Source organism: Acidovorax sp. Leaf191 (assembly GCF_001424425.1).
GTDB lineage: Bacteria > Pseudomonadota > Gammaproteobacteria > Burkholderiales > Burkholderiaceae_C > Acidovorax.
Genome location: NZ_LMPT01000018.1, coordinates 413,133 through 438,924 on the forward strand (window position 1 = coordinate 413,133; position 25,792 = coordinate 438,924).

27 protein-coding genes are annotated in these 25,792 nt (G+C 67.5%); 15 read left to right on the plus strand and 12 right to left on the minus strand.

The window, feature by feature from the left end; translation table 11 throughout:
- The 4 genes from ASG27_RS27595 (at position 1) to ASG27_RS13515 (ending at position 1,973) form a co-directional block, all read left to right on the plus strand.
- Positions 1–111, plus strand: a complete 111-nt coding sequence (locus ASG27_RS27595; protein ID WP_232727916.1) for a cytochrome oxidase small assembly protein — start codon at positions 1–3, stop codon at positions 109–111.
- Between the two features lie 17 nt (positions 112–128).
- Positions 129–761 carry a cytochrome c oxidase assembly protein gene (locus tag ASG27_RS13505; protein WP_056417965.1) on the plus strand — a complete coding sequence of 211 codons (633 nt, stop codon included), beginning with the start codon at positions 129–131 and terminating at the stop codon, positions 759–761.
- Positions 758–988: a DUF2970 domain-containing protein gene (locus tag ASG27_RS13510; protein ID WP_056417968.1), complete on the plus strand. Its 231-nt coding sequence runs from the start codon at positions 758–760 to the stop codon at positions 986–988. The genes ASG27_RS13505 and ASG27_RS13510 overlap by 4 nt, the downstream gene beginning before the upstream one ends.
- A gap of 103 nt (positions 989–1,091) precedes the next feature.
- Positions 1,092–1,973, plus strand: coding sequence for a cytochrome c oxidase subunit 3 (locus tag ASG27_RS13515; protein ID WP_056417971.1), 882 nt, complete (start codon positions 1,092–1,094; stop codon positions 1,971–1,973).
- 157 nt (positions 1,974–2,130) lie between these two features.
- Here ASG27_RS13515 and ASG27_RS13520 read toward each other — a convergent pair whose 3' ends face one another.
- Positions 2,131–2,361 (minus strand): twin transmembrane helix small protein, encoded by a 231-nt coding sequence (locus ASG27_RS13520; protein WP_056418363.1) that lies wholly within the window; start codon positions 2,359–2,361, stop codon positions 2,131–2,133.
- A gap of 15 nt (positions 2,362–2,376) precedes the next feature.
- Between ASG27_RS13520 and ASG27_RS13525 the strand changes: the two genes are divergently transcribed.
- Genes ASG27_RS13525 through ASG27_RS13545 form a run of 5 tightly spaced genes read left to right on the plus strand, consistent with a single transcriptional unit; the run spans position 2,377 to position 6,547 of the window.
- Complete coding sequence (locus tag ASG27_RS13525) at positions 2,377–3,162, plus strand: SURF1 family protein (RefSeq protein WP_056417974.1); 786 nt, start codon at positions 2,377–2,379, stop codon at positions 3,160–3,162.
- The gene (locus tag ASG27_RS13530; RefSeq protein ID WP_056417977.1) at positions 3,104–3,850 is read left to right on the plus strand and encodes a hypothetical protein; all 747 of its coding nucleotides are present in this window, start codon (positions 3,104–3,106) and stop codon (positions 3,848–3,850) included. Before ASG27_RS13525 ends, ASG27_RS13530 begins: the two co-directional genes overlap by 59 nt.
- Positions 3,851–3,852: 2 nt before the next feature.
- On the plus strand, positions 3,853–5,034 hold the full coding sequence (locus ASG27_RS13535) for a COX15/CtaA family protein (protein WP_056417980.1): 1,182 nt from the start codon (positions 3,853–3,855) through the stop codon (positions 5,032–5,034).
- Positions 5,031–5,930, plus strand: coding sequence for a heme o synthase (gene cyoE / locus ASG27_RS13540; protein WP_056417983.1), 900 nt, complete (start codon positions 5,031–5,033; stop codon positions 5,928–5,930). Before ASG27_RS13535 ends, cyoE begins: the two co-directional genes overlap by 4 nt.
- A gap of 5 nt (positions 5,931–5,935) precedes the next feature.
- Complete coding sequence (locus ASG27_RS13545; RefSeq protein ID WP_056417986.1) at positions 5,936–6,547, plus strand: SCO family protein; 612 nt, start codon at positions 5,936–5,938, stop codon at positions 6,545–6,547.
- Between the two features lie 125 nt (positions 6,548–6,672).
- Here the strand turns inward: ASG27_RS13545 and ASG27_RS13550 are convergent, their stop codons facing one another.
- Positions 6,673–7,731, minus strand: a complete 1,059-nt coding sequence (locus ASG27_RS13550) for a Bug family tripartite tricarboxylate transporter substrate binding protein (protein WP_082485985.1) — start codon at positions 7,729–7,731, stop codon at positions 6,673–6,675.
- Positions 7,732–7,864: 133 nt separating this feature from the next.
- Positions 7,865–8,806, minus strand: a complete 942-nt coding sequence (gene rpoH, locus ASG27_RS13555; RefSeq protein WP_056417989.1) for an RNA polymerase sigma factor RpoH — start codon at positions 8,804–8,806, stop codon at positions 7,865–7,867.
- Positions 8,807–9,363: 557 nt separating this feature from the next.
- Between rpoH and ASG27_RS13560 the strand changes: the two genes are divergently transcribed.
- The gene (locus ASG27_RS13560) at positions 9,364–9,651 is read left to right on the plus strand and encodes a hypothetical protein (RefSeq protein WP_056415001.1); all 288 of its coding nucleotides are present in this window, start codon (positions 9,364–9,366) and stop codon (positions 9,649–9,651) included.
- A gap of 91 nt (positions 9,652–9,742) precedes the next feature.
- Positions 9,743–10,036, plus strand: coding sequence for a hypothetical protein (locus ASG27_RS13565; RefSeq protein WP_056167760.1), 294 nt, complete (start codon positions 9,743–9,745; stop codon positions 10,034–10,036).
- A gap of 113 nt (positions 10,037–10,149) precedes the next feature.
- Here the strand turns inward: ASG27_RS13565 and ASG27_RS13570 are convergent, their stop codons facing one another.
- The gene (locus ASG27_RS13570) at positions 10,150–12,807 is read right to left on the minus strand and encodes an EAL domain-containing protein (RefSeq protein ID WP_056417992.1); all 2,658 of its coding nucleotides are present in this window, start codon (positions 12,805–12,807) and stop codon (positions 10,150–10,152) included.
- Positions 12,808–12,929: 122 nt separating this feature from the next.
- Positions 12,930–14,066: a signal recognition particle-docking protein FtsY gene (gene ftsY / locus ASG27_RS13575; RefSeq protein ID WP_442854094.1), complete on the minus strand. Its 1,137-nt coding sequence runs from the start codon at positions 14,064–14,066 to the stop codon at positions 12,930–12,932.
- Between the two features lie 381 nt (positions 14,067–14,447).
- Between ftsY and ASG27_RS13580 the strand changes: the two genes are divergently transcribed.
- From ASG27_RS13580 to rsmD, 3 genes are read left to right on the plus strand one after another with little or no spacing between them, the layout of a single operon-like run.
- Entirely contained in the window at positions 14,448–15,881 is a 1,434-nt protein-coding gene (locus tag ASG27_RS13580; RefSeq protein WP_056417995.1) for a M16 family metallopeptidase, read from the plus strand.
- 22 nt (positions 15,882–15,903) lie between these two features.
- Complete coding sequence (locus ASG27_RS13585) at positions 15,904–17,250, plus strand: M16 family metallopeptidase (protein WP_056417998.1); 1,347 nt, start codon at positions 15,904–15,906, stop codon at positions 17,248–17,250.
- Entirely contained in the window at positions 17,247–17,954 is a 708-nt protein-coding gene (rsmD, locus tag ASG27_RS13590; protein ID WP_056418001.1) for a 16S rRNA (guanine(966)-N(2))-methyltransferase RsmD, read from the plus strand. The genes ASG27_RS13585 and rsmD overlap by 4 nt, the downstream gene beginning before the upstream one ends.
- A 285-nt stretch (positions 17,955–18,239) precedes the next feature.
- Here rsmD and ASG27_RS13595 read toward each other — a convergent pair whose 3' ends face one another.
- The 7 genes from ASG27_RS13595 to ASG27_RS13625 all read right to left on the minus strand — a co-directional run bounded on the left by ASG27_RS13595 (position 18,240) and on the right by ASG27_RS13625 (position 24,250).
- A complete protein-coding gene (locus tag ASG27_RS13595) occupies positions 18,240–18,671 on the minus strand; it encodes a hypothetical protein (RefSeq protein ID WP_056418004.1) in 432 nt (143 codons plus the stop codon).
- On the minus strand, positions 18,664–19,098 hold the full coding sequence (locus tag ASG27_RS13600; RefSeq protein WP_162240449.1) for a lysozyme inhibitor LprI family protein: 435 nt from the start codon (positions 19,096–19,098) through the stop codon (positions 18,664–18,666). The genes ASG27_RS13595 and ASG27_RS13600 overlap by 8 nt, the downstream gene beginning before the upstream one ends.
- 77 nt (positions 19,099–19,175) lie before the next feature.
- Complete coding sequence (locus ASG27_RS13605; RefSeq protein ID WP_156370752.1) at positions 19,176–19,496, minus strand: hypothetical protein; 321 nt, start codon at positions 19,494–19,496, stop codon at positions 19,176–19,178.
- Between the two features lie 8 nt (positions 19,497–19,504).
- Positions 19,505–21,247 (minus strand): TPM domain-containing protein, encoded by a 1,743-nt coding sequence (locus tag ASG27_RS13610; protein ID WP_056418014.1) that lies wholly within the window; start codon positions 21,245–21,247, stop codon positions 19,505–19,507.
- A gap of 53 nt (positions 21,248–21,300) precedes the next feature.
- Positions 21,301–22,476, minus strand: a complete 1,176-nt coding sequence (locus ASG27_RS13615; protein WP_056418016.1) for a helix-turn-helix transcriptional regulator — start codon at positions 22,474–22,476, stop codon at positions 21,301–21,303.
- Positions 22,477–22,817: 341 nt separating this feature from the next.
- The gene (locus ASG27_RS13620) at positions 22,818–23,597 is read right to left on the minus strand and encodes a DUF3667 domain-containing protein (RefSeq protein ID WP_056418019.1); all 780 of its coding nucleotides are present in this window, start codon (positions 23,595–23,597) and stop codon (positions 22,818–22,820) included.
- 206 nt (positions 23,598–23,803) lie between these two features.
- Positions 23,804–24,250 carry an IPTL-CTERM sorting domain-containing protein gene (locus ASG27_RS13625; RefSeq protein ID WP_082485987.1) on the minus strand — a complete coding sequence of 149 codons (447 nt, stop codon included), beginning with the start codon at positions 24,248–24,250 and terminating at the stop codon, positions 23,804–23,806.
- A gap of 200 nt (positions 24,251–24,450) precedes the next feature.
- On the opposite strand from ASG27_RS13625, the gene ASG27_RS13630 reads away from it, so the two are divergent.
- Positions 24,451–25,653 (plus strand): helix-turn-helix transcriptional regulator, encoded by a 1,203-nt coding sequence (locus ASG27_RS13630; RefSeq protein ID WP_235504046.1) that lies wholly within the window; start codon positions 24,451–24,453, stop codon positions 25,651–25,653.
- The last annotated feature ends 139 nt before the right edge of the window (positions 25,654–25,792 follow it).

The window sequence follows — 25,792 nt, forward strand, 5'->3', positions numbered from 1 at the left end:
ATGACGCCCGAACAAAAGAAGAGCAACCTGCGGATGGCATTGATCCTTGCCTCCGTGGCCGTCGTCTTCTTCGTCGGGTTCATGGTCAAGGTCGTGCTGATGTCCCGCTGAACAATGCACCGACTGCCATGAGCCTGCACCGCGAAAACGCCAAGATGGTCGGCAAGCTGGTCGTGATCGCGGCCGGCATGTTCGCCTTCGGCTACGTGCTGATCCCCATCTACAAGCACATCTGCGAGATGACGGGCATCAACATCCTGTCGCTCTCCGAGCGGCAGGTGCCAGGCAACGGCGTGGCGGGCAAGGACGTGAAGGTGCCTGCCAACACGCAGGTGGACAAGACCCGCACCATCACCGTCGAGTTCGACGCCAATGCGCGCGGCCCCTGGGACTTCAAGCCCGCGCAGCGTTCGGTGCAGGTGCACCCTGGCGAGCTGACGACGGTGATGTACGAGTTCCAGAATGTGCAAAACCGCCGCATGGCGGCCCAGGCCATCCCGAGCTATGCGCCCCGTCAGGCGGCAGCGCATTTCAACAAGCTCGAGTGCTTTTGCTTCAACCAGTACACGCTCGAGCCGGGTGAGAAGAAGGAGTGGCCGGTGGCCTTCGTGATCGACCCGCGCCTGTCCAAGGACGTGACCACGATCACGCTGTCCTACACCTTCTTCGAAGTTGGCGGCAAGACGCCTGCGGCACCCGAATCGACCGCAGCCGTGAGCCCTGTGTTGCCAGCCGCACTGGCGACGGGGGCCGGTTCATGAATGCGCCGGTGGAGCAGCCCGCCGTGGCGGCGAAGCCGCACGAACGCAAGGGCTCGCTGCTGCGCACGGTGCGCGCCGTGGCCTGGTCGCTGATCGGCCTGCGCAAGGGCAGCGAGTACCAGCAGGATGTGGAGAAGCTCAACCCGCTGCACATCATCGTGGTCGGCCTGGTGGCTGTCTTCCTGCTGGTGATCGGCTTGATCGGGCTGGTGAACTGGATCGTGTGAGTTGCGTGAATAAGTAGATGAATATTGGTCGAATCGGGTGGGGGACGACGTACCCCGAAGACAAGACCGAGACAAACAAAGATTTTGAGAGCCAGGAGCTGAAATGAGTGCATCGACCCACGGCGGAACCCCGTACTACTACGTGCCTGCAGAGTCTCGCCACCCGGTGATGGCGGCAGCTGGGCTGTTTTTCGTCATCCTGGGCGCAGGCCAATGGATCAACGGCCACGACTGGGGCAAGTATTCCCTGGCCCTGGGCATGGTGTGGTGGCTGTTCGTGCTGTACCAGTGGTTCGGCGACGCCGTGCGCGAGAGCCAGGGTGGCCTGTACGGCCACAAGATCGATATCTCCTACCGCTGGAGCATGAGCTGGTTCATCTTCTCCGAGGTGATGTTCTTCGGCGCGTTTTTCACGGCCCTGTGGTGGGCGCGCTCGCACTCGGTGCCCGCACTGGGCAGCCTGGACAACGCGCTGCTCTGGCCTGACTTCAAGGCCGTCTGGCCCAGCATCGCCGCGGGCGTCACGGCATCGCCCGCCGGCATCGTGGAGCCCTTCCAGACCGTCGGTCCCTTCTGGCTGCCCACGATCAACACCGCGCTGCTGCTGACCTCGGGCGTGACGCTGACCATCGCCCACCACGCACTGCGTGAAAACCACCGCGGCAAGACCATCGCCTTCATGTGGGCCACGGTGCTGCTGGGCTTCGTGTTCCTGTGCGTGCAGGGCTACGAGTACTACCACCTGTACACCGACCTGAACCTCAAGCTCAACTCGGGCGTGTTCGGCTCCACCTTCTTCATGCTGACCGGCTTCCACGGCTTCCATGTGTTCCTGGGCATGCTGATGCTGCTGGTGATCACGCTGCGCCTGCAAAAGGGCCATTTCACGGCCGACAAGCACTTCGGCTTCGAAGGCGCTGCCTGGTACTGGCACTTTGTGGACGTGGTCTGGCTGGGCCTGTACGTGCTGGTCTACTGGATGTAGGCAGAGCGCCAGGCACTGACAAAAAAAGCGCCGCAAGGCGCTTTTTTGTTGGTTGTTGGACCAGCCAAAGCGCACCGCTCGCGGCTGCAGGCAGCTTGGTGGGCCCTGCCGGGATGCTTGGCTGCGGGCGACCAGGGGCACGCACCCCAAAGGGCGTTCAGCGGCTCGCAGGCAGCCCCGTGGGTTGGATGTAGCCGAGCTTCCAGGCCAGCAGCAGGCACAAAAACAGCACAATGGACAATCCGACCCGCACTGCCAGGGCCTTGGCCATGTGGTTGCCCTTGGCCCGGTCGTCCGTCTCGCTCCGGCCTCTGCGCATCATGAAGAACAGCGCCGACGCGAGGCTCGCCAAAATAGCAATGAACGCCATCACCACAAGATATTTCATGGAGCCCATTATCCCGTGACCACTGTCCAACGTCCTGTGGGCCTGCGTTTTTGGCTGATCGCGCTGGCTGCGCTGGTAGGCATGGCCATCACGGCTTCGCTGGGCCGCTGGCAGCTGTCGCGCGCGGCCGAGAAAGAGGCGCTGCAGGCTGCGCTGGACGAGCGCGGGCGGCTGCCCGCGATCGATGGGGTGAGCCTGTTCGCCAGCGCGGGCCCCGCAGTGCCAGCCGCAGACACGCAGGCGCTGGTGCACCGTGCGGTGCAGCTCGAGGGGCGTTGGCTGCCTGCGCACACGGTGTACCTCGACAACCGCCAGATGCAGGGCCGCCCGGGGTTTTTCGTGCTCACGCCGCTGCAGCTGAGCGCGCCCGGCGGTGGGGTGGTGCTGGTGCAGCGCGGCTGGGCGCCACGCAATTTCCAGGACCGCACCCAGTTGCCGCTCATCCAGACGCCGGCAGATGCCGTGGTCCGGGTGGAGGGCCGCGTGGCAGCGTCGCCATCGCGGCTGTATGAGTTCCAGGGCGCCGATAGTGCTCAGGGGTCTTCCCGCATCCGGCAAAATCTCGACCTGGCAGCGTATCGCACCGAAACCGGTCTTGCGCTCGCCAACCTCACGGTGCTCCAGACCGGCACGGCTAGCGAAGGCTTGCAACGCGACTGGCCTGTGGTCGGCGCCGGTGTCGACAAACACTACGGTTACGCATTTCAATGGTTCGGGCTCTGCGGCCTGATTGCACTTCTCTATGTCTGGTTCCAACTCGTCCGACGGTTCATTCGCCCGCGCAGCCAGCCTGCCGCCTGAGGGCCAGGGGGACGAGCATCCCCTGGGCCTGACCGTGCACACACTGCCTGCTGCAGGCGATGCGGTGGCGTCGGCACAGCGCACGCACCACGGCCGCTGGAAGATGCTGGGCGTGTTGCTCATCTGCGCGGCCCCGGTCGTCGCCTCCTATTTCACCTACTACGTCATCCGCCCCGAAGGCCGGCGCAACTATGGCGAGCTGATCGATCCCCAGCGCACCATGCCGGCCTTGACCGCCACGGCGCTCGATGGCAGCCCGGTGCCGCTGTCCTCGCTCAAGGGCCAATGGCTCCTGGTCAGCGTGGCCGGGGGGGCTTGCGATGCTGCGTGCCAGAAGCACCTGTACCTGCAGCGGCAGCTGCGCGAGAGCGTTGGCAGGGAGAAGGACCGCGTGGATTGGGTGTGGCTCGTGAACGATGGCGCGCCCGTGCCTGCCGAGCTGCAGCCCGCGCTGCAGAAGGCCACGGCGCTGCGGGTGGACGCTGCGGCGCTGGGTGCCTGGCTGGCCCCGGCCGACGGCCACCAGCTGGCCGACCACCTGTACGTGGTCGATCCCATGGGCAACTGGATGATGCGTTTTCCGGCTGCCATGGACAGCAGCGGTGCGGCCAAGGCCAAGCGTGACCTGGAACGCCTGCTGCGCGCGTCGTCGTCCTGGGACGAGGCCGGCCGGCCAGGAAAGCCCTGACGATGGACGCGTCACAGCCTTTGTACGACCTCGCGCCGCTGGCCCGCATGATGCTGCTGGGCGTGGTGATCGCGCTGGGCCCGCTCGTGTGGGTGGGGCTGCGCAACCGCGGCACGTCGCCATTGCGCCGCCTGCAGGCCCTCACGGTGCTCACGCTGTTCCTCACCTTCGATCTGGTGCTGTTCGGTGCGTTCACGCGCCTGACCGACTCGGGCCTGGGCTGCCCGGACTGGCCCGGCTGCTATGGCAGCGCCAGTCCCGTGGGCGCCCGCAGCGAAATCGCGGCCGCACAGGAGGCCATGCCCACAGGCCCGGTGACGCACGGCAAGGCCTGGGTCGAAATGATCCACCGCTACCTGGCCACCGGCGTGGGCGTGCTCATCATCGTGCTCACGGTCTCTGCCTGGGTGCAGCACCGCCGCGCGGCGCGGGGCGAGGGCGACCGACCGCCGCTGAGCCCCTGGTGGCCCACGTTCACGCTGTTCTGGGTGTGCCTGCAGGGCGCCTTTGGTGCGCTGACGGTGACCATGAAGCTCTTTCCTGCCATCGTCACGCTCCACCTGATCGGCGGCTTGGTGCTGCTGGCGCTCCTCTGTGTGCAGGCCGTGCGCCACACCCACACCGCACTGGGCAAGGTCCCCGTGGCGGTGTCCCCAGGTCTGCGCCGTGCGCTGGTGTGGACGGGCGTGTTGGTCAGTGCGCAGGTGGTCCTGGGCGGCTGGGTCAGCACCAACTACGCCGTGCTGGCCTGCACGACCTTCCCCACCTGCCAGGGCAGCTGGTGGCCCGACATGGAGTTTGCGCAGGGCTTTCAGATCTGGCGCGCGCTCGGCATGCTGCAAGACGGCAGCCACATCAGTTTTGCGGGCCTGACCGCTATCCACTATGTGCACCGGCTCGCGGCCTATGTGGTGCTGCTGGCGCTGGGCCTGACCGCATGGCGCCTGCACCGCACCGGCGCGCTGCCGGTGCAGGCGCGTTGGCTGGCAGGCCTGGCGCTGCTGCAGCTGGCCACGGGCCTGTCGAACGTGGTGCTGGACTGGCCCCTGGTCGCCGCCGTGCTGCACACCGGCGGCGCTGCTGCGTTGGTGGTGGTGCTGACCTGGGCCCTGGCGTCCAGCCGCGTGGCTGCCGCCACCCACAATTTTCCTGTGCGTTCCACCGCACCGAGAGTCTCTGCATGACCGCTGTCCCTGCCCTTGCCGCCCCGCCATCGCGCTTTGCGCAGTTCTACGCCCTGACCAAGCCGCGCGTTGTGCAACTCATCGTGTTCTGCGCGCTCATCGGCATGGTGCTGGCGGTGCCGGGCATGCCCACCGCGGCGCAGTTCGGCCTGATGCTCATCGCCTGCGTGGGGGTGTGGCTGGTCGCCGGCGCGGCCGCCGCGTTCAACTGCATCGTGGAGCAGGGCATCGACGCCAAGATGAAGCGCACCGCCTGGCGCCCCACGGCCAAGGGCGAACTGTCCAATGCCCAGACGCTGCTGTTTTCGGCCGCGCTGTGCGCAGCCGGGTCGCTGCTGCTCTACTTCTGGGTGAACCCGCTGACCATGTGGCTCACCTTCGCCACGTTCGTCGGCTATGCCGTCGTGTACACGGTGATCCTCAAACCCCTCACGCCGCAGAACATCGTGATCGGCGGCGCGTCCGGCGCCATGCCCCCGGTGCTGGGCTGGGCGGCCATGACGAACGATGTGGGCCCCGAGGCGCTGATCCTGTTCCTCATCATCTTCCTGTGGACGCCGCCGCACTTCTGGGCACTGGCGCTGTACCGCGTGGAGGACTACCGCAAGTCCGGCCTGCCCATGCTGCCGGTGACCCACGGCAACGAGTTCACGCGGCTGCAGGTGTTCCTCTACACGCTGATCCTGTTCGCGGGCTGCCTCATGCCCTTCGTGTACGGCATGAGCTCGTGGATCTACCTGGCGGCTGCGGTGGTGCTCAGCGCGGGCTTTTGCGGCTACGGCTTTGCACTGTGGCGCAACTACTCGGACGCGCTGGCGCGCAAGACCTTCCGTTTTTCACTCATCCACCTGAGCGTGCTGTTCGCGGCGCTGCTGGTGGACCACTATGTGCTGTAAATACCATGCTCAAGAGAAATGCTCTTAAAACGATAGCTGTTGCCGCCCTTTCCATCAGCGGTGGCGGGCTTTTGACGGCATGCACCGAGAAGAAGGCAGAGTTCCGTGGCGTGGACATCACCGGCGCCGACTATGCACGCGACCTGCCCCTGACCGACCACAACGGCCAGCCGCGCCACATCAAGGACTTTGCGGGCAAGGTGGTGGTGGTGTTCTTCGGCTTCACGCAGTGCCCCGATGTCTGCCCCACGTCGATGCAGGAGCTGGCCGAGGTCAAGCAGATGTTGGGCAAGGACGGCGAGCGCCTGCAGGGCATCTTCGTCACGGTCGACCCGGAGCGCGACACGCCCGAAGTGCTCAAGGCCTACATGACCAACTTCGACCCCAGCTTCCTGGCCCTGCGCGGCACACCCGAAGAGCTGGCCGCGGTCGCCAAGGACTTCAAAATCTACTACAAGAAGGTCGACGGCAAGACGCCCACGAGCTACACCATGGACCACTCCGCCGGCAGCTACGTGTACGACACGGCAGGACGCCTGCGGGTGTACAACCGCTACGGCAGCGGCGCACAGGCACTGGCTTCGGACGTGAAGGCGCTGCTGGGCGAAGCGGGCTGAGCGGCCGAGCGATCCTCGCCGCCACCACCTCAGTCACTTCCACCACGTCTGCATCGGCAACGCGTGGCGAAACAAAAAGGGCCCGCTTGCGGGCCCTTGGTTTTTATCAGGTACAGCCGAGGCCCTTATTCGGCCTTGATGCCCCGCATGGCGATCACGCCGCCCAGCAGGTTGGTGTCTGCCTTGATGCGGTTGGCCAGGCCCTCGGGCGAGGTGCCCACCACCTGCCAGCCCTGCTGGAACAGCTTGCTGCGCACGTCGGGGCTGCGGGCGATCTCGCTGATCAGTGCCGCCACCTTGGCCTGGATGGGCTTGGGCATGGTGGCTGGTGCCGCGAAGGCGTTCCAGATCTCGAGGTTGAAGTTCGTGATGCCGGCCTCCGCGAGGCTCGGTACGTCCGGCACCAGCGGGCTGCGGCCCGCGGATGTGACGCCGATGGCGCGCAGCTTGCCGGCCTTGACCTGGGCCTGGGCCAGGGCGGGGGGCAGCAGCGCCATCTGCAATTGGCCGCCCAACATGGCCGTGGCCACCTGCGGGTAGCCGGGGTAGGGCACGTGCACGGGGTTGATGTTGCTGCGCGACTTGAGTAGTTCGGTGCCGATGTGGCCGACCGTGCCCACGCCCGGCGTGCCGTAGCTCCACTTGTCGCCACCATTGCGGGCGGCCACGAAGAATTCGCGGGCATCGGCCGTGGCGGATACGCCGGGCTGGCTCACGGGCGCGGTCAGCACCAGCGGCGAGGTGCCGATCAGGCTCAGTGGGGCCAGGTCCTTGATGGGGTCATAGGGCACGGCGGGGTTGAGCATCTTGGCGATGGTCATGTTGCCGTTGATCATCAGGCCGATGGTGTGGTCGTCACGCGCCTTGGCCACTGCATCGGCGCCGATGTTGCCGCCCGCACCCACCTTGTTCTCCACGATCACCGGTTGGCCCAGCGCCTTGGACAGGGGCTCGGCGATGGTGCGTGCCGTCAGGTCCGGCGAAGAGCCTGCGGGAAAGCCCACGATGATGCGCACCGGCTTGGTGGGCCACGCCACGGGTGCCGCAGCCGCAGCGGGGGCAGCCGCCGCCGCGGGTTTGGTGGCGGGCTTCTGCGGGGACTGCTGTGCAAGGGACCATGGCGACAGGGCGGCAAGCGCCAATGCCAGGGCGGCGCGGCGGGGAACAGGGCGTGACAAGAGCATCTCCTTGGAATTGTTCGTTCGGTAGGCTGGAATGACAGAGGGCCCCGACGGGGCCCTCTGGTGGTTGTGCCAGCCGCGAAGCAGCGATGTTAACGCGCTACTTCGTGCTGCCTCTGGCTAACGGTGCGGAAGCTCATGCGTATTCCGCCAGTGCCTTCTTCATCTTCTTCATCGCAGCCACTTCGATCTGGCGGATGCGTTCGGCGCTCACACCGTAGACCGCCGCCAGCTCGTGCAGCGTCATGCCGCCGGTGCCGTCGTCGTTGACCTTGAGCCAGCGCTCTTCGACGATGCGGCGGCTGCGGTCGTCCAGGCTTTCCAGGGCCGTGGCGATGCCGTCGGTGGCCAGCGCGTCACGCTGGCGCGACTCGATCATGGCGGTGGGCTCGTGCGAAGCGTCGGCCAGGTAGGCGATGGGGCCGAACGCCTGCTCGCCGTCGTCCGACGGAGCCGGGTCCAGCAGCACGTCGCCGCCCGACATCCGGGTTTCCATCTCGATCACTTCCTCGCGCTTGACGTTGAGCTGCGCGGCCACCGCGTTGATCTCGCTGTCCGACAGGGTGTCGCGGTGGGTCGCAGCATCGGCCGCAGCAGCGTCTGCCTTGAAACCCTGCTTCATGGACCGCAGGTTGAAGAACAGCTTGCGCTGGGCCTTGGTGGTCGCCACCTTCACCATGCGCCAGTTCTTCAGGATGTATTCGTGGATCTCTGCCTTGATCCAGTGCATGGCGTAGCTCACCAGGCGCACGCCCTGTTCGGGGTCGAAGCGCTTGACGGCCTTCATCAGGCCCACGTTGCCTTCCTGGATCAGGTCGCCATGGGGCAGGCCATAGCCAAGGTACTGGCGAGCGATGGACACCACGAGGCGCAGGTGCGACATCACGAGGCGTCCGGCAGCGTCCACATCGCTGTGGTCGCGCAGTTGGCGGGCGTAGGTCTGCTCTTCCTCGGGGGTCAGCAGCGGCAGGCGGTTGACGGCCGAAATGTAGGCGTCCAAATTGCCCAGCGGGGGCACGAGCGCCCAAGGGTTGGAAGGCGCCAAAGTCGTCGTCGCGGTTCCATACTGAATGTTCATTCCAGGAATCCTTTCCTCTAAGCCGTGAATATTAGCACTCGTTCTGATCGAGTGCTAAGCCCCAAGTTCCCTCTGGTTGTTCAACTATGGTGCCATGGCATGCAGGCAGCCATGGGTAGGGCGGCATGCGTCGCGGATGTCGGCCAATTCGCACGCAGGCCATTGATTCATATGGAATTTATGAAAACTACAACGCCCGCCCAATCACTGCGAGGGTGTTTGAAAAGGAGTCCTATTGCTGCATTGTGTGCGGCTAAAAGAACAAAATTTCGATGATTCCTGCGTTCATTGCGTGTATTCGGTGCTGAAAGCGATTGTTGCCATTTACAGAACAGTCAGTTCGCGACCAAGCGGTTTTTCTTTGAACACCACCGGCGTACAGTTCAACCCATCGATGAGCCGAACCCGCAAGGCGACTCACCGAACCCGGTTCAAGAATGGTTTTTGTACCGGCTTTATTGAGACGCTTTTCCCGCAAGGCGACTCACCGAACCCGGTTCAAGAATGGTTTTTGTACCGGCTTTATTGAGACGCTTTTAACTTCAAGGACTTTCATCATGAACAAGACCGCACGCTTCCTCTCCATTGCCGCTGTGTCCGCTTTCGCTGCCTTCGGCGCCCACGCTGACGAAGCCGATGCTTCGCAATTCGCCACGAAGTTCGACACGAACCGCACCCGCGCTGAAGTGGCTGCCGAAGCCTCCACCGTCGCCCAGACCCGCAGCATCGAACCCGCAGGCTCCCGCGTCGTGACCTACAAATCCACCGCCGACCGCGCTGCCGTGCGTGCCCAGGCTGCTGACGCTGTGCGCACCGGCCAGATCCCTTCGGGTGAGCAGGGTTGATCTGAATCCAATCGATTCAGCGCCCCGTATCACTGAGTACCTAGGTACTTTCGATCCTCATCCTTATTCACCGCATCACAGGAGTTCCATCATGAACAAGACCGCACGCTTCCTCTCCATCGCCGCTGTGTCCGCTTTCGCTGCTTTCGGCGCCCACGCTGACGAAGCCGATGCTTCGCAGTTCGCCGCCAAGTTCGACACCAACCGCACCCGCGCCGAAGTGGCTGCTGAAGCGACCAGCGTCGCCCAGACCCGCAGCATCGAACCCGCAGGCTCCCGCGTGGTGACCTACAAGTCCACCGCTGACCGCGCTGCCGTGCAGGCCCAGGCTGCCCAGGCTCTGCGCGCAGGCCAGATCTCGTCGGGCGAAATCAGCGCGATGTAATGGCTGGGCTCTGGCCCCGCTGACAAGAAAGGCGCCTCGGGCGCTTTTTTTGTGGCCGGGCGCACTGTGCGGCGCCGGGCGCTGGCCGGGGAGCAAGGCTTGCGAGGTGCAAATCAGCCAGGCAACGATGATTCGCGCGCCTGACGCTCGAACACATCGAGCGCCAGCGGCCGCCCGAACAGGTAGCCCTGGAAGGACCGGCAGCCGTGCGCCAGCAGAAACTCGTGGTGCGCCACGGTTTCCACGCCTTCGGCGATCACGTCCAGGCCCAGGCTGCCTGCCAGCGCGATGATGGAGCGTGCGATCGCCGCGTCGTTGGGCTCTTGCAGCACCCCGCGCACAAAGCCCTGGTCGATCTTGATCTGGTCCAGCGGCAGGCGCTTGAGGTAGCTCAGCGACGAGTACCCCGTGCCGAAATCGTCCAGCGAGAAGCCCACGCCGTGGGCCCTCAGGGCGCGCATGGTGGCGATCACGCTGTCCACGTTGTCCAGCAGCAGGCTCTCGGTCAGCTCCAGCTTGATGCGCGTGGGGTCCGCGCCGGTGTCCTGCAGCAGCTGCAGCACCTGGGCCACGAAGTCGTCCTGCAGGAACTGCCGCGCGCTCACGTTGATGGCCAGCGCCAGCCGGGCCAGTGCGGGGTGCGCGCGCCACAGCGCCTGCTGGCGCAGCGCGGTCTGCAAGACCCAGCGGCCCAGCGGCACGATCTGGCCGGACTCCTCGGCCGGCGCAATGAACTCCGCCGGCGGCACCATGCCGCGCACCGGATGCATCCATCGCACCAGGGCTTCGGCGCCGATGACGTGCCCGTGGCTGTCCACCTGCGGCTGGTAGAGCAGCAGGAACTGCGACTGCCGCAGGCCCGCATGCAGCTCGGTTTCCAGCTGGGCGCGGCGGTTCACGGCCTGCTGCATGTCGGGGTCGAAAAACCGCAGGGTGTTGCGCCCGGCATCCTTGGCGCGGTACATCGCCATGTCGGCCTGCTTGAGCACTTCGTCCACCGAGTCCTGGTGACCGCGCAGCAGCGTGATGCCGATGCTGGCCGAGAAATGGTGCTCGTGGCCTGCCAGGACCGAGGGCTGGCGCAACTGGGCCAGGATCTGCTCGCCCAGCGTGCGCGCCTGTGCGGCGGCCTCCGCTGCATCGCTGCTCAGCGCCTGCAGCACCACCACGAACTCGTCGCCGCCCAGGCGGGCCACGGTGTCCTGCTCGCGCACGCAGCGGCGCAGCTGGTCGGCCATGTCCTTGAGCAGCAGGTCGCCCACCTCGTGGCCGCGGGTGTCGTTCAGCGTCTTGAAGTTGTCCAGGTCCACAAAAAGCACCGCGGTGGTCAGGCCCGAGCGCGCGCCGCTGGCCAGCACCTGCTGCAGGCGGTCCACCAGCAGGCGGCGGTTGGGCAGCTGGGTCAGCGCGTCGTAGAACGCCAGGTATCGCGCCTCGTCTTCGGCGGCTTTGCGCCCCGAGATGTCGATGTCGATACAGAACATCTCGGCCGGCTGGCCGGGCACGTGGATGTAGGCGTGGCTGGAGAAAACGTGCACGGGCGTGCCGTCCTTGCGGCGCAGTTGCAGCTCGCCCGCGGGGATGGCCTCGCCGGTGGCGAACATCTGCTGCACGTTCTGACGCACCGCCTCGCGCATCGGCGGCGGGATGATCAGGTCCAGCAGGTTGCTGCCCAGCGCCTCTTCGGCCGTGTAGCCGTACAGGTGCTCGGAGGCCTGGTTCCAGTAGCTCGTGGTGCCGTCGGCCAGGTAGCCCTGCACCGAGATGGACGGTATGTTGCGCAGCAGCGACCGAAAGCGCAGTTCCGACTCGCGCAGCGCGCTCTCGGCCTGCTTGCGGTGGGTGATGTCGCGCGCGAGGAACACCACCGCCGGCTGGCCGCTCACCGTCACGCCCAGTGGCTGCGCACGCCCCTCGAAATGCCGCAGCCCGGACAACGTCTGCATCTCGTACTCCATGCTGTGGGTCTGGCCCGACGCGAGTGTCTGCGTGACCAGGTGCAGGAATCTGTCTGCCTGCCCGGCGGGCAGCACGTCATGCAGCCGCTGCCCGATGAGGTGCGACGGGCTGGCCGCCAGCGCCGCATCGTCGGGCGACAAGACCTCCACATAGCGGCCTTGTGCATCGAGCACCAGCAGCACGTCCGGGATCGCATGCGCAATGGCCCGCAGCCGGGCGGCGCTGCCCGCCAGCGCGCGTTCGGTGGCCAGGCGCTGCTCCACGTCGCGCAGCAGCAGGCCCAGCGCCACCGTGGCAGGCGTGAAGGTCAATAGGAAGGGCAGCGCCAGCGTCTCGTTCACACGCGCCACCACCGCGGCTGGCAGCCACTGGAACACGCCCAGCAGCGCCGCGTGCACCAGCAGCCCGAACAGTGCCAGCGGCAGCGGCTTCACGCTCAGGTGTCCGCGCGTGCGGGCTTCACGGTAGAGCAGCCCGAGCACCGTGCACAGCGCGATGCTGGCCAGGCCCACGGCGGTGCCGCCGCCGCCCAGCCACAGCCGGCCTGCCGCGGCCAAGGCGGCGGCGATGCAGGCCACCAGCGGGCCGCCGAAGAGGCCGGCCATGCTGAGCACCACCGACCGCGCGTCGAAGATCACCCCCGGCATCAGCACCACGGGGGTCAGCATGCCGACCACGCAGATGCCGCCGAACAACACGCCGGAGACGGCCTGCCCGGTCAGTGGGTGCTGGCGCCACAGGCGAATGCTGGTGCTGTGCAGAAAACACAGAGCCAGCAACAGGGCGAGACCTTTGACCAGCTCAATGAACATGGGCCTTCCGCACGCTTCTTCCAGAAGGGGAAAGCCCCATCATGGGGGAATTGCCGGGATCCGTAAACGTGAAAATGGCCCCGGGGCGGGGCCATGGTGTCGGGCGGAGCGTGGTGCCAGGGTCAGTTCAGCAGTGCCTGCGCGAATTCGCGGGCGTTGAAGGTTTCCAGGTCTTCCAGCTTCTCGCCCACGCCGATGAAGTACACGGGGATGGGGCGCTCCTGCGCGATGGCGGCCAGCACGCCGCCCTTGGCCGTGCCGTCGAGCTTGGTCACGATCAGGCCGGTGAGCTGCAGGGCATCGTCAAAGGACCGTACCTGGGCCAGCGCGTTCTGGCCGGTGTTGCCGTCGATGACCAGCAGCACCTCGTGCGGCGCCGTGGCATCGGCCTTGGTCACCACGCGGCGGATCTTTTTCAGCTCTTCCATCAGGTGCAGCTGCGTGGGCAGGCGGCCGGCGGTGTCCACCAGCACCACGTCCTTGCCGCGGGCCTTGCCGGCCGTCACGGCATCGAAGCTCACGGCGGCCGGGTCGCCCCCTTCCTGGCTCACGATCTCCACCGTGTTGCGGTCGGCCCAGACACCCAGCTGCTCGCGCGCCGCGGCGCGGAAGGTGTCGGCCGCCGCCAGCAGCACGGCGGCGCCTTCGTCGGCCAGGTGCTTGGTGAGCTTGCCGATGGACGTGGTCTTGCCCGCGCCATTGACGCCCGCCACCATGATCACGGTGGGCGTGAACTCGCCGATGACCAGCGGCTTTTCCAGCGGGCGCAGCAGGTCGGCCAAGGCGTCCGCCAGCAGGCCCTTGACCGCGGCGGGGTCGGTGGCCTTGGCGTCCTTCACCCGCCGCTTGAGGTCCAGCAGCAGGTGCGTGGTGGCCTTGACGCCGGTGTCGGCCATGAGCAGGGCTTCTTCCAGTTCTTCATACAGCGCATCGTCGATCTGCGTGCCGGTGAAGACCGTGGTGATGCTGGTGCCGGTCTTGCGCAGGCCGGACTTGAGGCGGTCGAGCCAGCCCGTGCGTTCCGCCGGTGGCGGCGCGACGGCGGGGGCCGGTGCCGGTGCGGGCGTCAGGGCAGGCGCGGGCGGCACGGGGGCCAGCACCGGGGCTGGTGCCGGGATGGACGGCGAAGGTGCTGGTACCCGAAGCGCGGGGGACAGCGCGGGAGGTGAGGTGGGGAGTGACGTGGGCGCAGGCGCCGGTGCGGGCACCGACGGCGTCACCGGGACGGGCGAAAACACCGGTGTGGCTGCAGGTGCCACCGCAGGAGCAGATACCGGTGCGGGTGCGTTTGCAGGTGCGGTTGCAGGTGCAGCCACCGGTGCGGCTGCCGGCGCCGCGGGTGCAGGCTCCGCCGCCTTGTTGCCGAAGGGATTGCGCAGCCAGCCAAAGGCCGACGGGGCCGGTGCAGCGGCCGGGGGCACGGGGGGCACCGGCGCCGGAGCCTGGGTGGCCGGCGCGGCAGGCCACGACGATGGCACGGGCGCGGCTACAGGGGCTGTGGGGGCGATGGGCGGAGTCGGCGCGGCTGTGGCCGGGGGCGCGTCCGCAGGTGCGGCGACTTCCGGGGCCGGGGTGGACTCGGGGGAGGGCTTTTTCTTGAAAAAACTGAACATTGGCGGGTTCTTAGAATCAGCCATTCTATGAAACGCGCTTTCACCCTCCTGGCCCTGGTGGCCTGCCTCTCGTCCGGGGCTGCCTTTGCGGCGACCACCCCGGCTGTCCCAACCCCCGCCACGCCGTCGAGTACGGCCTCTGGCGCAGAGCTGTTCACGCTCAAAAACGGCATGCAGCTCATCGTGCAGCCGGACCGCCGCGCGCCGACCGCGGTGCACATGGTGTGGGTGCGCGTGGGCTCCATGGACGAGGTCGACGGCGTCACGGGCGTTGCCCACGTGCTCGAGCACATGATGTTCAAGGGCACCAAGACGCTGCCGCCCGGCGAGTTCTCGCGCCGCGTCGCGGCCCTGGGCGGGCGGGAGAACGCCTTCACCAGCCGCGACTACACGGGCTACTACCAGCAGATCCCGTCCAACCGGCTCGAAGACGTGATGAAGCTCGAGTCCGACCGGTTTGCCAACAACCAGTGGCCGGACGAGGAGTTCAAGAAAGAGCTGGAGGTGGTGAAGGAAGAGCGCCGCCTGCGCACTGAAGACCAGCCCCGGGCCATGCTGTCCGAGCAGCTCTTTGCCACCACCTTCATCGCATCGCCCTACCGGCGCCCCATCATCGGCTGGATGAGCGACCTGGATGCGCTCACCCCCAACGACGCCCGCGCCTTCTACCGCCAGTGGTACACGCCCACCAATGCGGTGGTCGTGGTGGCCGGCGATGTGGAGCCCGCCAAGGTGCGCGCGTGGGCCGAAAAGTACTACGGCAGCATCCCCGCCCATGCGCTGCCCGAGCGCAAGCCGCGCATCGAGCCCGTGCAGCAGGGCATGCGCCGCATCGCCGTCAAGGCCCCTGCGGAGCAGGCCTACGTGGCGCTGGCGTTTCGCACGCCCAGCCTGGAGCGGCTGGACAAGCTCACCGACGCCGACAACGACGCTTTGGCATTGATGGTCCTGTCGGCCGTGTTCAGCGGCTACGACGGCGCCCGCCTGGACCGCGCCCTGACCCAGGGCGAGAACCGTGTGGCCGACAGTGCCAACAGCGGCGCCATGGTCACGGGCCGCGGTCCCAGCCTGTTCATGCTCAGCGGCGTGCCGGCTGCAGGCAAGACGGCGCAGCAGGTCGAAGACGCGCTGCGCGCCGAAGTCACCCGCGTGGCGCGTGACGGCGTGAGCGAGGCCGAACTCGCACGCGTCAAGACGCAGTGGATCGCCTCCACCGTGTACGAGCGCGACTCCGTCATGAACCAGGCCCAGGAGCTGGGCGGCAACTGGATCCAGGGCTTTCCGCTCGACGCCAACGAGCGCCTGCTGGCGCTGCTGCGCACCGTGACGCCCGCGCAGGTGCAGGCCGTGGCCGCCAAGTACTTCGGCGACGACCAACTGACCGTCGGCACGCTGCTGCCGCAGCCGCTGGATGGACCCCGCCCCCGCCCCACACTGCCGCCCGGCGCTGTGATCCGTTGAACCCGCACTGGGGCCATTGCACATGATTACTATCAAAAATATAGCTGCTCGCGCTTGTCTGATAAGCGCTGGAGCAATTTTTTCTTCAAGCCCGGCCTGGGCGCTGCTGCCCATCCAGCACTGGACGGAGGCCAACGGCGCCAAGATCTACCTGGTCGAAAGCCCGGTCATCCCGATGGTGGACGTGCAGATCGACTTCGATGCCGGCAGCCGCCGCGACCCTGCGGGGCAGGAGGGCCTGGCCAGCGCCGTGGCCGCCATGGCGTCCAAGGGCGTCAAGGCCGCGGGCAATGAGCCCGCGCTGGACGAAAACGGCCTGGGCGAGGCCTGGGCCGACCTGGGCGCGAACTTCGAAGCCGGCGCCGAGAACGACGTCCTGCACTATTCCCTGCGTTCGCTCACCGACCCGCCACTGCTCGACAAGGCCGCCCGCCTGGCCGCGCGCCAGATCGGCGAGCCCAGCTGGCCCGCCGACGTGTGGCCCCGCGACCGCGCACGCTGGACCGCCAGCCTGAAGGAAGCCAACACGCGTCCGGCGACCGTGGCGGGCTACGCGTTCGCCTCGGCCGTGTACGGCAGCCACCCGTACGGCCGGCGCACCACCGAAGAGAGCCTCGCCCGCGTCAACATCGCGGACATGCAGACCTTCCACACCCAGCTCATCGCGGCCTGCCGCGCCAAGGTCAGCATCGTGGGCGCCGTGTCGCGCGCACAGGCACAGACGCTGGTGGCCACGCTGCTCTCGCGCCTGCCCGCCACGTCGGGCTGTGCGCCGCTGCCAGCGGTGGGCGAGATCAACGCGCTGGCCGCGCCGGCCGAGCAGAACATCCCGTTCGCGTCGGCCCAGGCCCATGTGCTGATCGGCCAGCCCGGTTTTCAGCGCCGCGACCCGGACTTCATCGCGCTGCTGGTGGGCAACCACATCCTGGGCGGCGGTGGCTTCGTCTCGCGCCTGACCAACGAGGTGCGCGAAAAGCGCGGCCTCTCGTACAGCGTATACAGCTACTTTGCGGCCGGCATGCATGCCGGTGCCTTCACCGTGGGCCTGCAGACCCGCCCGGACCAGGCGGCCCAGGCCGTCAAGGTCTCGCGCGACGTCATCGCCCGCTTCGTGGCCGAAGGCCCCACCGAGGCCGAGCTGCGCGCGGCGAAGGACAACCTCATCGGCGGCTTTGCGCTGCGCATCGACAGCAACAAGAAGCTGCTGGGCAACGTGGCCAACATCGCCTGGAACGACCTACCGCTCGACTACCTGGACAAGTGGACCCAAAAAGTCGACGCATTGACCGTGGCCGAAGTGCGCGCCGCCATGGCCCGCAAGCTGCAGCCCGAGCGCATGGTGACCGTGGTGGTGGGAGGCAAGCCATGAGCCGCTCCACCCTGCGCCCAGGCGCACTGTCGCGCATCCTGCCCGGTGGCGGACCCGCTGGCGGCAAGGCCGGTGCAGTTGCGCCAGCGCCTGCCAAGAAAACGTCCAAGGACCCCGCCGCATCTGCCGTGGTGCACAAGGGCGCGGGCGAGATCCGCATCATCGGCGGCCAGTGGAAGCGCACCCGCCTGTCCGTGGCCCGCCACCCGGGCCTGCGGCCCACGCCCGACCGCGTGCGCGAAACGCTCTTCAACTGGCTGGGCCAGGACCTGACCGGCTGGCGCTGCCTGGACGCATTCGCCGGCACCGGTGCCCTGGGCCTGGAAGCCGCGTCGCGCGGCGCCGCAGCCGTGCAACTGGTCGAAAACGATGCCGCCCTGGTCGCGCAGCTGAACACCCAGCAGCAGCGCCTGAAGGCCACCACCGTACGCGTGACCCGCGGCGACGGCCTGTCCGCGCTGCAACAGGCCGGCCCCGGTAGCCTCGACCTGATCCTGCTCGACCCCCCGTTTGGCAGCGATATCTTCGGCAAGGCATTGCAGGCCGCAGCACGCGCCGTGGCGGCCGATGGGCACATCTACCTGGAAGCACCGCGGGTGTGGGTGGACGAGGAACTGGCGGATTGGGGTCTGGTGGTGCACCGGCATCTGAAGGCGGGGGCGGTGCACGCGCACTTGCTGCGCCGGGGAGCGGTCAGCACCTGAATAGGTCCGCTCGTCGTTCGTGGCGATCTGGCGTCTGGTGGGGGTTGAAGCGCCCCAGCGTTGGGCTTCCAGACTTTACGGTGTGTGGTGGAGGCGAGCTGGGCCGATGTGTACGACGTCACGGCCTCACGCAAAAGTTTGCTCTGCGCAATCGTTTGTCGTGCTCCGCGCGCCAGGTCCCACTGCTGCGGTTGGGGTGGTGTCTCGTACGGTCCTGGAATGTGGCGTCTCCAGTGCTGCTTGCGCTTGTCTGCAGTGCGCAAATGCCTATGCTTTCAGGGGCAATCAGGACTGTGAGGCTGTATCTGGCGGCCGGGTGCCTTCTTCGATCACGGTCAGTGCCAGTCTGCGGTCGGTCAGTGCGTAGGCCAAGGTGTAGCGGTGGTTGGCAGCGAGTGTGGCCCGGCCATCGGGGTAGGCACCATCGTTCACGTGGATGATCTGGCGCCGGGCCAACTGGATGCGCGTCTTGCGGTAGTGCGCGGCAGGCTCTGCCGGCAGGGCGTGCCAGCGGCTTGTCTGGCCCGGGGCCAGGGGGCCCAGTGCCACGGCGGTACCGTGGGTGGGCAGGCCCTGCCACACTTGCTCGAAGGGTTCATGGGAGTCGTTGCGGATGCGCAGCCACACGCGTGCGCCGCCCTGGGCGCGGCCTGGGTGGGCCAGCAGTGCGCACCACGCGGCCAGCAGGGCTCGGCGGGCAGTGGGCCGCTCATTCATTTTTCAGGCTTTGCAGGTCGCGGCTCAGGTCGCACACGCGGGCGCGCCGGCGCTCCAAGGCGGCCCCGCCAATGTTCAGGGCGGCCGAACTGCCTTGGTCGGCATGCATCGCGACGTCCCATTGGCCCTGTGCGGTGTCGAAAGCCAGCCATGCGCGCTGCGCCGCACGCAGCGCCTCAAGCCGGGCAGGGCCTGCGGCTTTGAGTGTCTGGGCGTAGATGCGGTTGAGCTCCTTGTCCCACGCCGCATAGGCGGCGGACTGGGCGTCGTGCAGGTCGACGGTCACGCCACCGCTGCGCGCGGACGCAGCGCCAAGGGCCTTGTCGATGGGGTGGGCGGTGGGCTGGCCGCAGAAGTGCTCGGCTGCGTGGGCGGCGCCGGAGGCCATGAGTAGGGCGAGAGTGATGGTGTGCAGGGTGCGGAGCATGGTGGGTTGGGAAAGGTTGTCGCTTTTCATATAGCCCAGGCGTTGGTGCCCGCATTGCGGGATGCGGCGGCACTCGTTCATGCACCCACCCACAGCAGCACCATGAACGTAGCCAGCACCGCCATAACGGTATAGACCGCTACGGCGCATGTGCCAGCTGCCGCTACGCTGGCCAGGCCCGACCAGCCGCGCTCCATCCCCCACTGCGCCATGTGCCGGGCCAGGAACAGGCCCGCGATCCAGATGAGCGCCAGCAGCAGTGCCATCGTGCCCAGCAGGCGGGCGCCCTGTGCGGAGTTGAGGCCGTTGCTGCCCAGCAGGACGGTGAACATGAAGAACAGCGCGGGCAGCAGGTTGGCGGCGCCGGTGAGCGCCATGGCCAAGGTGGTGGTGCGCATGCCGGTCGTCACTCCGTGACCGCGTAGCTCAGCAGGTCCAGCGACTGCGTGTCCTTGGGGTTCCACGACAGGCCGGCCGCGCGCGCGATCACGGTGTAGGTCTTGCCCTGCTCGAGTTTGCCGCCCGGCATCAACGCCTCGGTCCGCGGATCGATGTAGAGCATGGTGGTCAGGCCCTCGGCGCTGCGCATGAGCACGGCTTTCGTGCCGGCCTTCAACTTTGCCTCGTTCACCCAGGCGCTTTTGACGCCCGTGGGCGGTGCCAGGTTTTCCACGGTGCCCGACAGGCGGGTGATCTTGCGCCAGGTCTTGCTTTGCTTGGGGTCCGTCACCTTGCCGTTCTCGGCAGCATCGGTTTTTTGCAAGTCACCCAGCGAGCTGTAGGCGATGGTCCAGTCCGAATGGCTGTTGTCGCGGCGGATGTGGTCGGCCGCGAGCATCAGGTTTTCCGTCCAGTTGCCGCACGCGTTCTTCTTTTTGCACAGGGTCCAGGCAGTCTTGATCCAGCGGTCGAGCTGGGCAGCCTTGTCCTGGCTGCCCATGTCCAGTGCCACGCCCGCGCCCAGCACGGCCGCGGCCTGGCCCTGCTCCGGGGCGACCACCAGCACGGCGCCGTTGCCCACGTCGAGCTTGCCCACGCGCAGCTGGCGCATCATGGCCTGGGCGTATTCCTCTGCGGTCTTGCCGTTCAGGTCCTTCACCAGCAGGGTGACGATCTCCACGCCGGTCTTCTGTGCATGGTCGTGCATCTGCTTTTCGAACTGTGCGCGGATCGCAGGGTCGAGGATGCCGAACTCGTCGTAGATGAACTGGACCCCCTTGGAGGGCAGGGCGTTGGCGTCTGCCTTGGGCAGGACCTGGGCCACGGCTGCCGTGGCGGCGGGTGCCGGTGCGGGCGCTGCCGCAATGGCAGGGGCATTGGCGGGTGCAGGGGCGGGCTTGGCGACTGGCGTCTGCGCTGGGGTGGCTGCGGTCGCTGCAGGCGCAGGAGTGGCCGCTGGCGCAGGCCCCTGGGCCACGGCGACGGACTTGCCGCCTGGGGTGCCGCCCTGGCATGCAGCGCCACCGCCCTGCAGCTCGCAGGCTTCCGTCCAGCCTGCGGCAATGGCGGCCAGGCGCTTGCGGCGGCCGGGGTGGGTCTCGCCGTCCTTCTCGGGGATCAGCGTGGCGATGGCGTTCTGCGCGTCCTTGAGCGGCGCGCCCATCTTGTACAGCACGAAGCCGCTGAACTTGTCCGATTCCAGCTCGATGGGCGGCTGGCTGCCGCCGGGCACGATCGTGTGCCCCGACAGGTGGTGTCCGATCTCGTGCGCCATGATGCTCACGGGCGCCCAGTTGTTGGCCTTGGTGGCACGGATCACGTCGCCCATGAAGGACGGGTTGTAGGCGATCACGCGGCGCGGCACCTTGTCGGGGCCCTGCATGATGACGGCTGCCGCGTTGGGCACCTGGCCTTCCACCACCACGAAGTTGGCGGGCAGGCCGGTGTATTTCATGATCTCGGCCACCACCTGCTTGCCGGTGCCGCCGCCCTTGGACAGGTCGGGCGGCGAGAACGCCACCGGGCTGCCGTCGTACGAGCAGGCCTGCAGCGTGGCGGCCAGCTCGGCGACGAGCTGCGCCTTGGTGGGCTTGGGGCCCGCGGTGGCGGCGGCCTTTTGCGCCAGCGCGACGCCCGCGCAGGCCAGGCCCAGCAAGGCGGCGCAGGCGATGGCGACGGGGCGGATGTTGGCGGTGGGGATGTGCTTCATGCGGTCAGGCTCCTGGGTCTGGGATATGTATGGAGAAGGAGAGGGATGGAAATTCAGGGCTGGACGATGGCCGCCACGCGCAGCACGCGCTGGGCCAGTTCGGTCTGGCCGCGGGTGCCCGTCTTGGCATACAGGCTGGCCAGCTGGGTGCGCACCGTGGGCATCTTCACGCCCTGGTTGTCGGCCATCTCGCGCGGGGTCATGCCCTGCAGCAGCAGCGGCAGCAGGGCGCCTTCAGCGGGCGTGAGGCCGTAGAGCGCGCTGCACACGGGCATTGCGGCCTGCGTGTCCTGCACGGTCTCCGGCACCAGAACGAACTGCACCAGCGGGTCTTGCAGTGCGGCCCCCGGCTGGCCGCGCAGGGGCGCGGCCAGGGCGACCAGCGCTTGGTGGTGCGGGGTCTGCAGGCGTGCCGACACCGGTGTGCGTGTGCTCAGGCAGGCCGTGAGCAGCGGCGGCAAGGCTGCGTGGACCTGGGCGAGTTGCAGCGGCTGGCGCGCATGCCAGCCCGTGGCATGGCGCAGCAGTACGCGGCAGTCGTCCTGCACGCCCATCCAGCGGCGAGCGTGGTCGTTCAGGTAGCGCACGGTGCCGTGGGGGTTCACATGCAGCAGGCCCAGCGGCAACTGGTCCAGCGTGCGCTCCAGCGCGGCGGTGTGGCGCTCGGCCAGGCGCAGGCGGCGCTGGGCGCGCATGAGGCTGCGCACCCAGGGCGTGACCGCGCGCAACTGGGCGAACTGGGCGGGGGTGAATTCGGGTTGGCCCAGTTCGTTGTACAGCGCCAGCACGTGCATGCCGCACTCGGGCGACGCCTCGACGATGCTGTTGACCATGGCGTCGATGCCCAGGGGCCGCAGGTAGTCGGCGTAGAACGCGCTTTTCTTCAGCGCGCTGGTGGCCACCAACTGCTGGCTGAGGGAGCCGCCGCGTGCCAGCGCCTGCTCGTGCTGTCGCTCCAGCGCGTCGCTCCAGGCGTCCTTCACCTGGATGAGGTCGGCGTAGCGCTGCAGAAAGTCGTCGGGCATGCCCCACTGGCTGGCCGCGAGCGGGTCGCCTTCGCCGGGCAGCGGGCAAAACAGCACGAGCTTGTGGCTGCCCAGGGCCTCGCCCAGGTGGCGCAGCAGGCGCGGCGCCATGTCGGGCTCGCCCAGGGCTTCCAGGCTCTCGGCCATCAGGGTCTCGAACCCTGCAATCCCGAGCTGTTGCCCATGCCAATCCTTGCTGCTCAATGCGCGCTCCCCGGTTGTGTCGATGAATGCGCCGGATGGTAGGAGCGGCAGGCTCGCAGTCACATCATTCAGGTGAATGATGTGGCGGACTTTTCACACATTTCATGAAGTTTTGAGGAGCGTTGTGGCGGCCGTGCGTGCCGAACCTCAACCGCCGGCGCGACCGCCGCACGCTCTAGGGACCCTCTGCACGAATCATCGCGCCGTGTGCACCTGCGGTCTCGGGCGGCCTGCGGCGTTGCCAATACTCGCAATAGCTACGGCTATGGCTGCGTTTTGCGCCTTGCACTCCATCCCGATCCGCACTGCACACTTGGCAGCTCGATTCGTGCAGAGGATCCCTAGAGCCCCATCTGCCACAGCACGACCTCGACCACGCCGCGGGCATACAGCGCCGTCGCCTGCCACTTGAGCACGGCGAACAGCGCGCCGGCCAGCAGCAGACGCACCGCGTCGCGCCGAACATCGAGCAGGTAGAACTGCCGAAGGGCCAGCATGAACGCCAAAGCCTGCAGTGCGGTCATGTACCAGGGAGACCACTGCTTGTGCCACTTGAGCAGGGCCGGGGAATGCGCCAGCACCAGGGGCAACTGGTTGGCCATCTGCAGCGCGATGAACACCGCCTGGCAGTACAGCGCCAGCGTCAGCAGCTCGGTGGCGTTATAGCCCAGCCGGCGTCGAAACAGCAACCAGGCGCTGGCGAATGCGGCCACCGCGCCCAGCGAAAACGACCACTTCGAATAGGCGCTCACCAGGGCATACATGCTGGCGGCGGCCTCGCTCGGAAATTCGGGCTTGAGGTAATCGGTATGGCCCAGCACGATCAGCAGCAGGCCGATGGCCAGGCACAGCAGCGTGAGCGGGTGCGGATGGTCCTTGCGCTGCCCGAGCACGTATTCGCGCGCCAGCGTGCCTGGCTGCGGCAGCACGCGCAGGGCGTGGCGGATCACCTCCCATTCAAACCACCGAAACCGGGCCCACGCCTCCTTGCGCACCGTCGCCGCGCCCATGCGGCCGGCCTTCTTTTGCCCGCACTGCGCGCAGTAGGGGCCGGTGAGGAGGGCGGTGCAGTTCAGGCACTGCGGGGTGTCGAAAATCGCGTCGGTGGTGGGGGAGGTCACGGGTGGGGCATCAAGGCAAGGGCTGCGCATCGTAGGGCGGCGAGCCCGTGCTTGGCATCGTTCAGGTGAATGATGTGAAAGGCCCCGACGCTTGCCCGTGTGCCCGTCGCATCGATGTTTTGATGCCCGCCGGCAGAACCATGGGATGCTCCTTTTTTGATAGCTGCTGGCGCCTGCTGGGTGCGCGCCGGCAGGTGGGAATGACCTTAGATTCTCTTGTGGCGTAGCGCTCCCAGGCCCAGAGCTGCGGCCACCAGCGCCATGACGATCAGCGCCCATTCGCTCAGCGTGGGAATGGCCGCCGTGCCAGCGGTGGGCGCTGCGGTGACCCGCAGATCGCAGGTGGCGGTGGGCGGGTTGGCCGGCCGAGGGCCTACCTGGTAGAGCCAGGTATTGGGCTGGAGCGGGTCGTCGGGCAGGAGCAACTGCCCGCCACAGTTGCCGCTGACGGTGCCCCCCGCTGCGGAAGGCGGCGGCGTGACCGCGCAAACTTGCTGGCTGGAGGGGATCGGGTAGTCGGTACAGGTGATGGTGAACTGGCCTGCAGGCTGGCTGATCGGGTTGATCACGGCCCATTGCGCTTGCGCGGCAAGGGGCGCTGCCAGCGCAAGGCTGGCAAGGGCGAGGCGGAACAATGGGCGATGGAGGTTCATGGGCAGCTGGATGAAAAGTAACGGTCACACATGGCCGCAGCCCGGTTTGACTGCAGCGTGGCGGGACTGTAAAAACGCCTGTGTCCGCCGCCCATCCGCCAGGTGAAGGAGTCGGTGCTGCGCCGCAACATCATTCACATGGACGATGACGCCTGCAGCGGATGTGCCTAGCATCCGCCCCTTTTCACAAGGACTTCCCCTTGCACCCTGCCTTGGGCAATCTGATGGGTTCGGTGGCCGACGGCGAGCGTTTCAGCGAGGCGCTGTCGGGCTACGCCGCGAGCTTTCGTGCCGACCTGCTGGGCGGTGCCTTCCTGGCCAGCGGGCTGGACCAACTGGCGCAATGGGGCGCGCAGTTTGCCGCGCATCCCGAGGTGGATTACTGGCTGCAGTCGCCGTCGAGCGACGGCGCCCCCGCGCTGCTGGCCATGGGCGTCACGCCCGAAGCCGCACAGCGCTACGCCACGCACTACCGGCTGAGCGACCCGCTTTGGGACGACGCCATGGCACGGCGTGCGCGCATGGGGCTGTCGGGTGTCTGGGTGGCCACCGATGCGCCGCTGGAGGCCACGCGGGGCTTTCGCCGCACCGAGATCTACAACGACTTCTTGCGCGAGTACGGCATCGGCACGCGCATGTTCGGGGGCAGCCAGGGCGCGTCGAGTCCGGTCGGCAATCTGTTCATGTCGATGTTCCGCCAGGGCGACGACGAGGGCTTCTCGCGCGAGGAGGTGGCCCGCTTCGAGGCGGAGTTCGCCACCGTGCAGCGCGCCGCCTACCTGCACCGAGAGATGGTGGCCCTGCGTGCGCGTACGCGCGGCATGGAGGCGCTGATGGAGCAGATGCCGATGGGCATCCTGTTCTTCGACACCGCAGGCCGGCTGCTGCACGCCAATGCCCGGGTGCGCGCGCTCTGGGCTGGGGCAGGGCAAGGCGGCTTGCTGCAGACGCTGCAGCGCGGCCCGCTCTTGGCAAGCACGGCCGACCCGACCCTGCGCGCACTGTTCGTGCAGTCGCTGCAGGGGCACAGTGGCTGTGTGGAGCTCGACGGCGGGCTGTTGCTGGTCGCGTTGTCGATCAGCGACCTGGCATCGCTCGGCATGCTGCAGCAGGCGCCGGGCGTGGCCTGGGTGGTGATGCAGCGCAGCCTGGGCTGCGAGGCGGCGGTGGCGCTGGCGCGCCAGGCGTATCGCCTGAGCCCGGCAGAGGCGGACCTGCTGCAGGCGCTGATGCGCGGGCAGACGCCGCAGGACTTTGCCGATGCACGCGGGGTGCGCATCACCACTGTGCGCACGCAGCTCAGTGCGCTTTTGTTCAAGACCCGCACGGTGCGCCAACAGGACCTGGTGGCGCTGGTGGCGCGCCTGATGCTGCTGGCGCCGGGTGGGCAGCCGCTGGCCTGAGCTGGCCTGACGTCACTCAGGCGCCGTCCTGTGGCGGTGGACAGGTGGGGGACCTCAGAGCACCCGCCCCGTTTCATGTTGCACTGCACTGCATAATGCGCGCACGCGGCCCGGCAGGCCCCGGGAGCCCTGGCTTCCA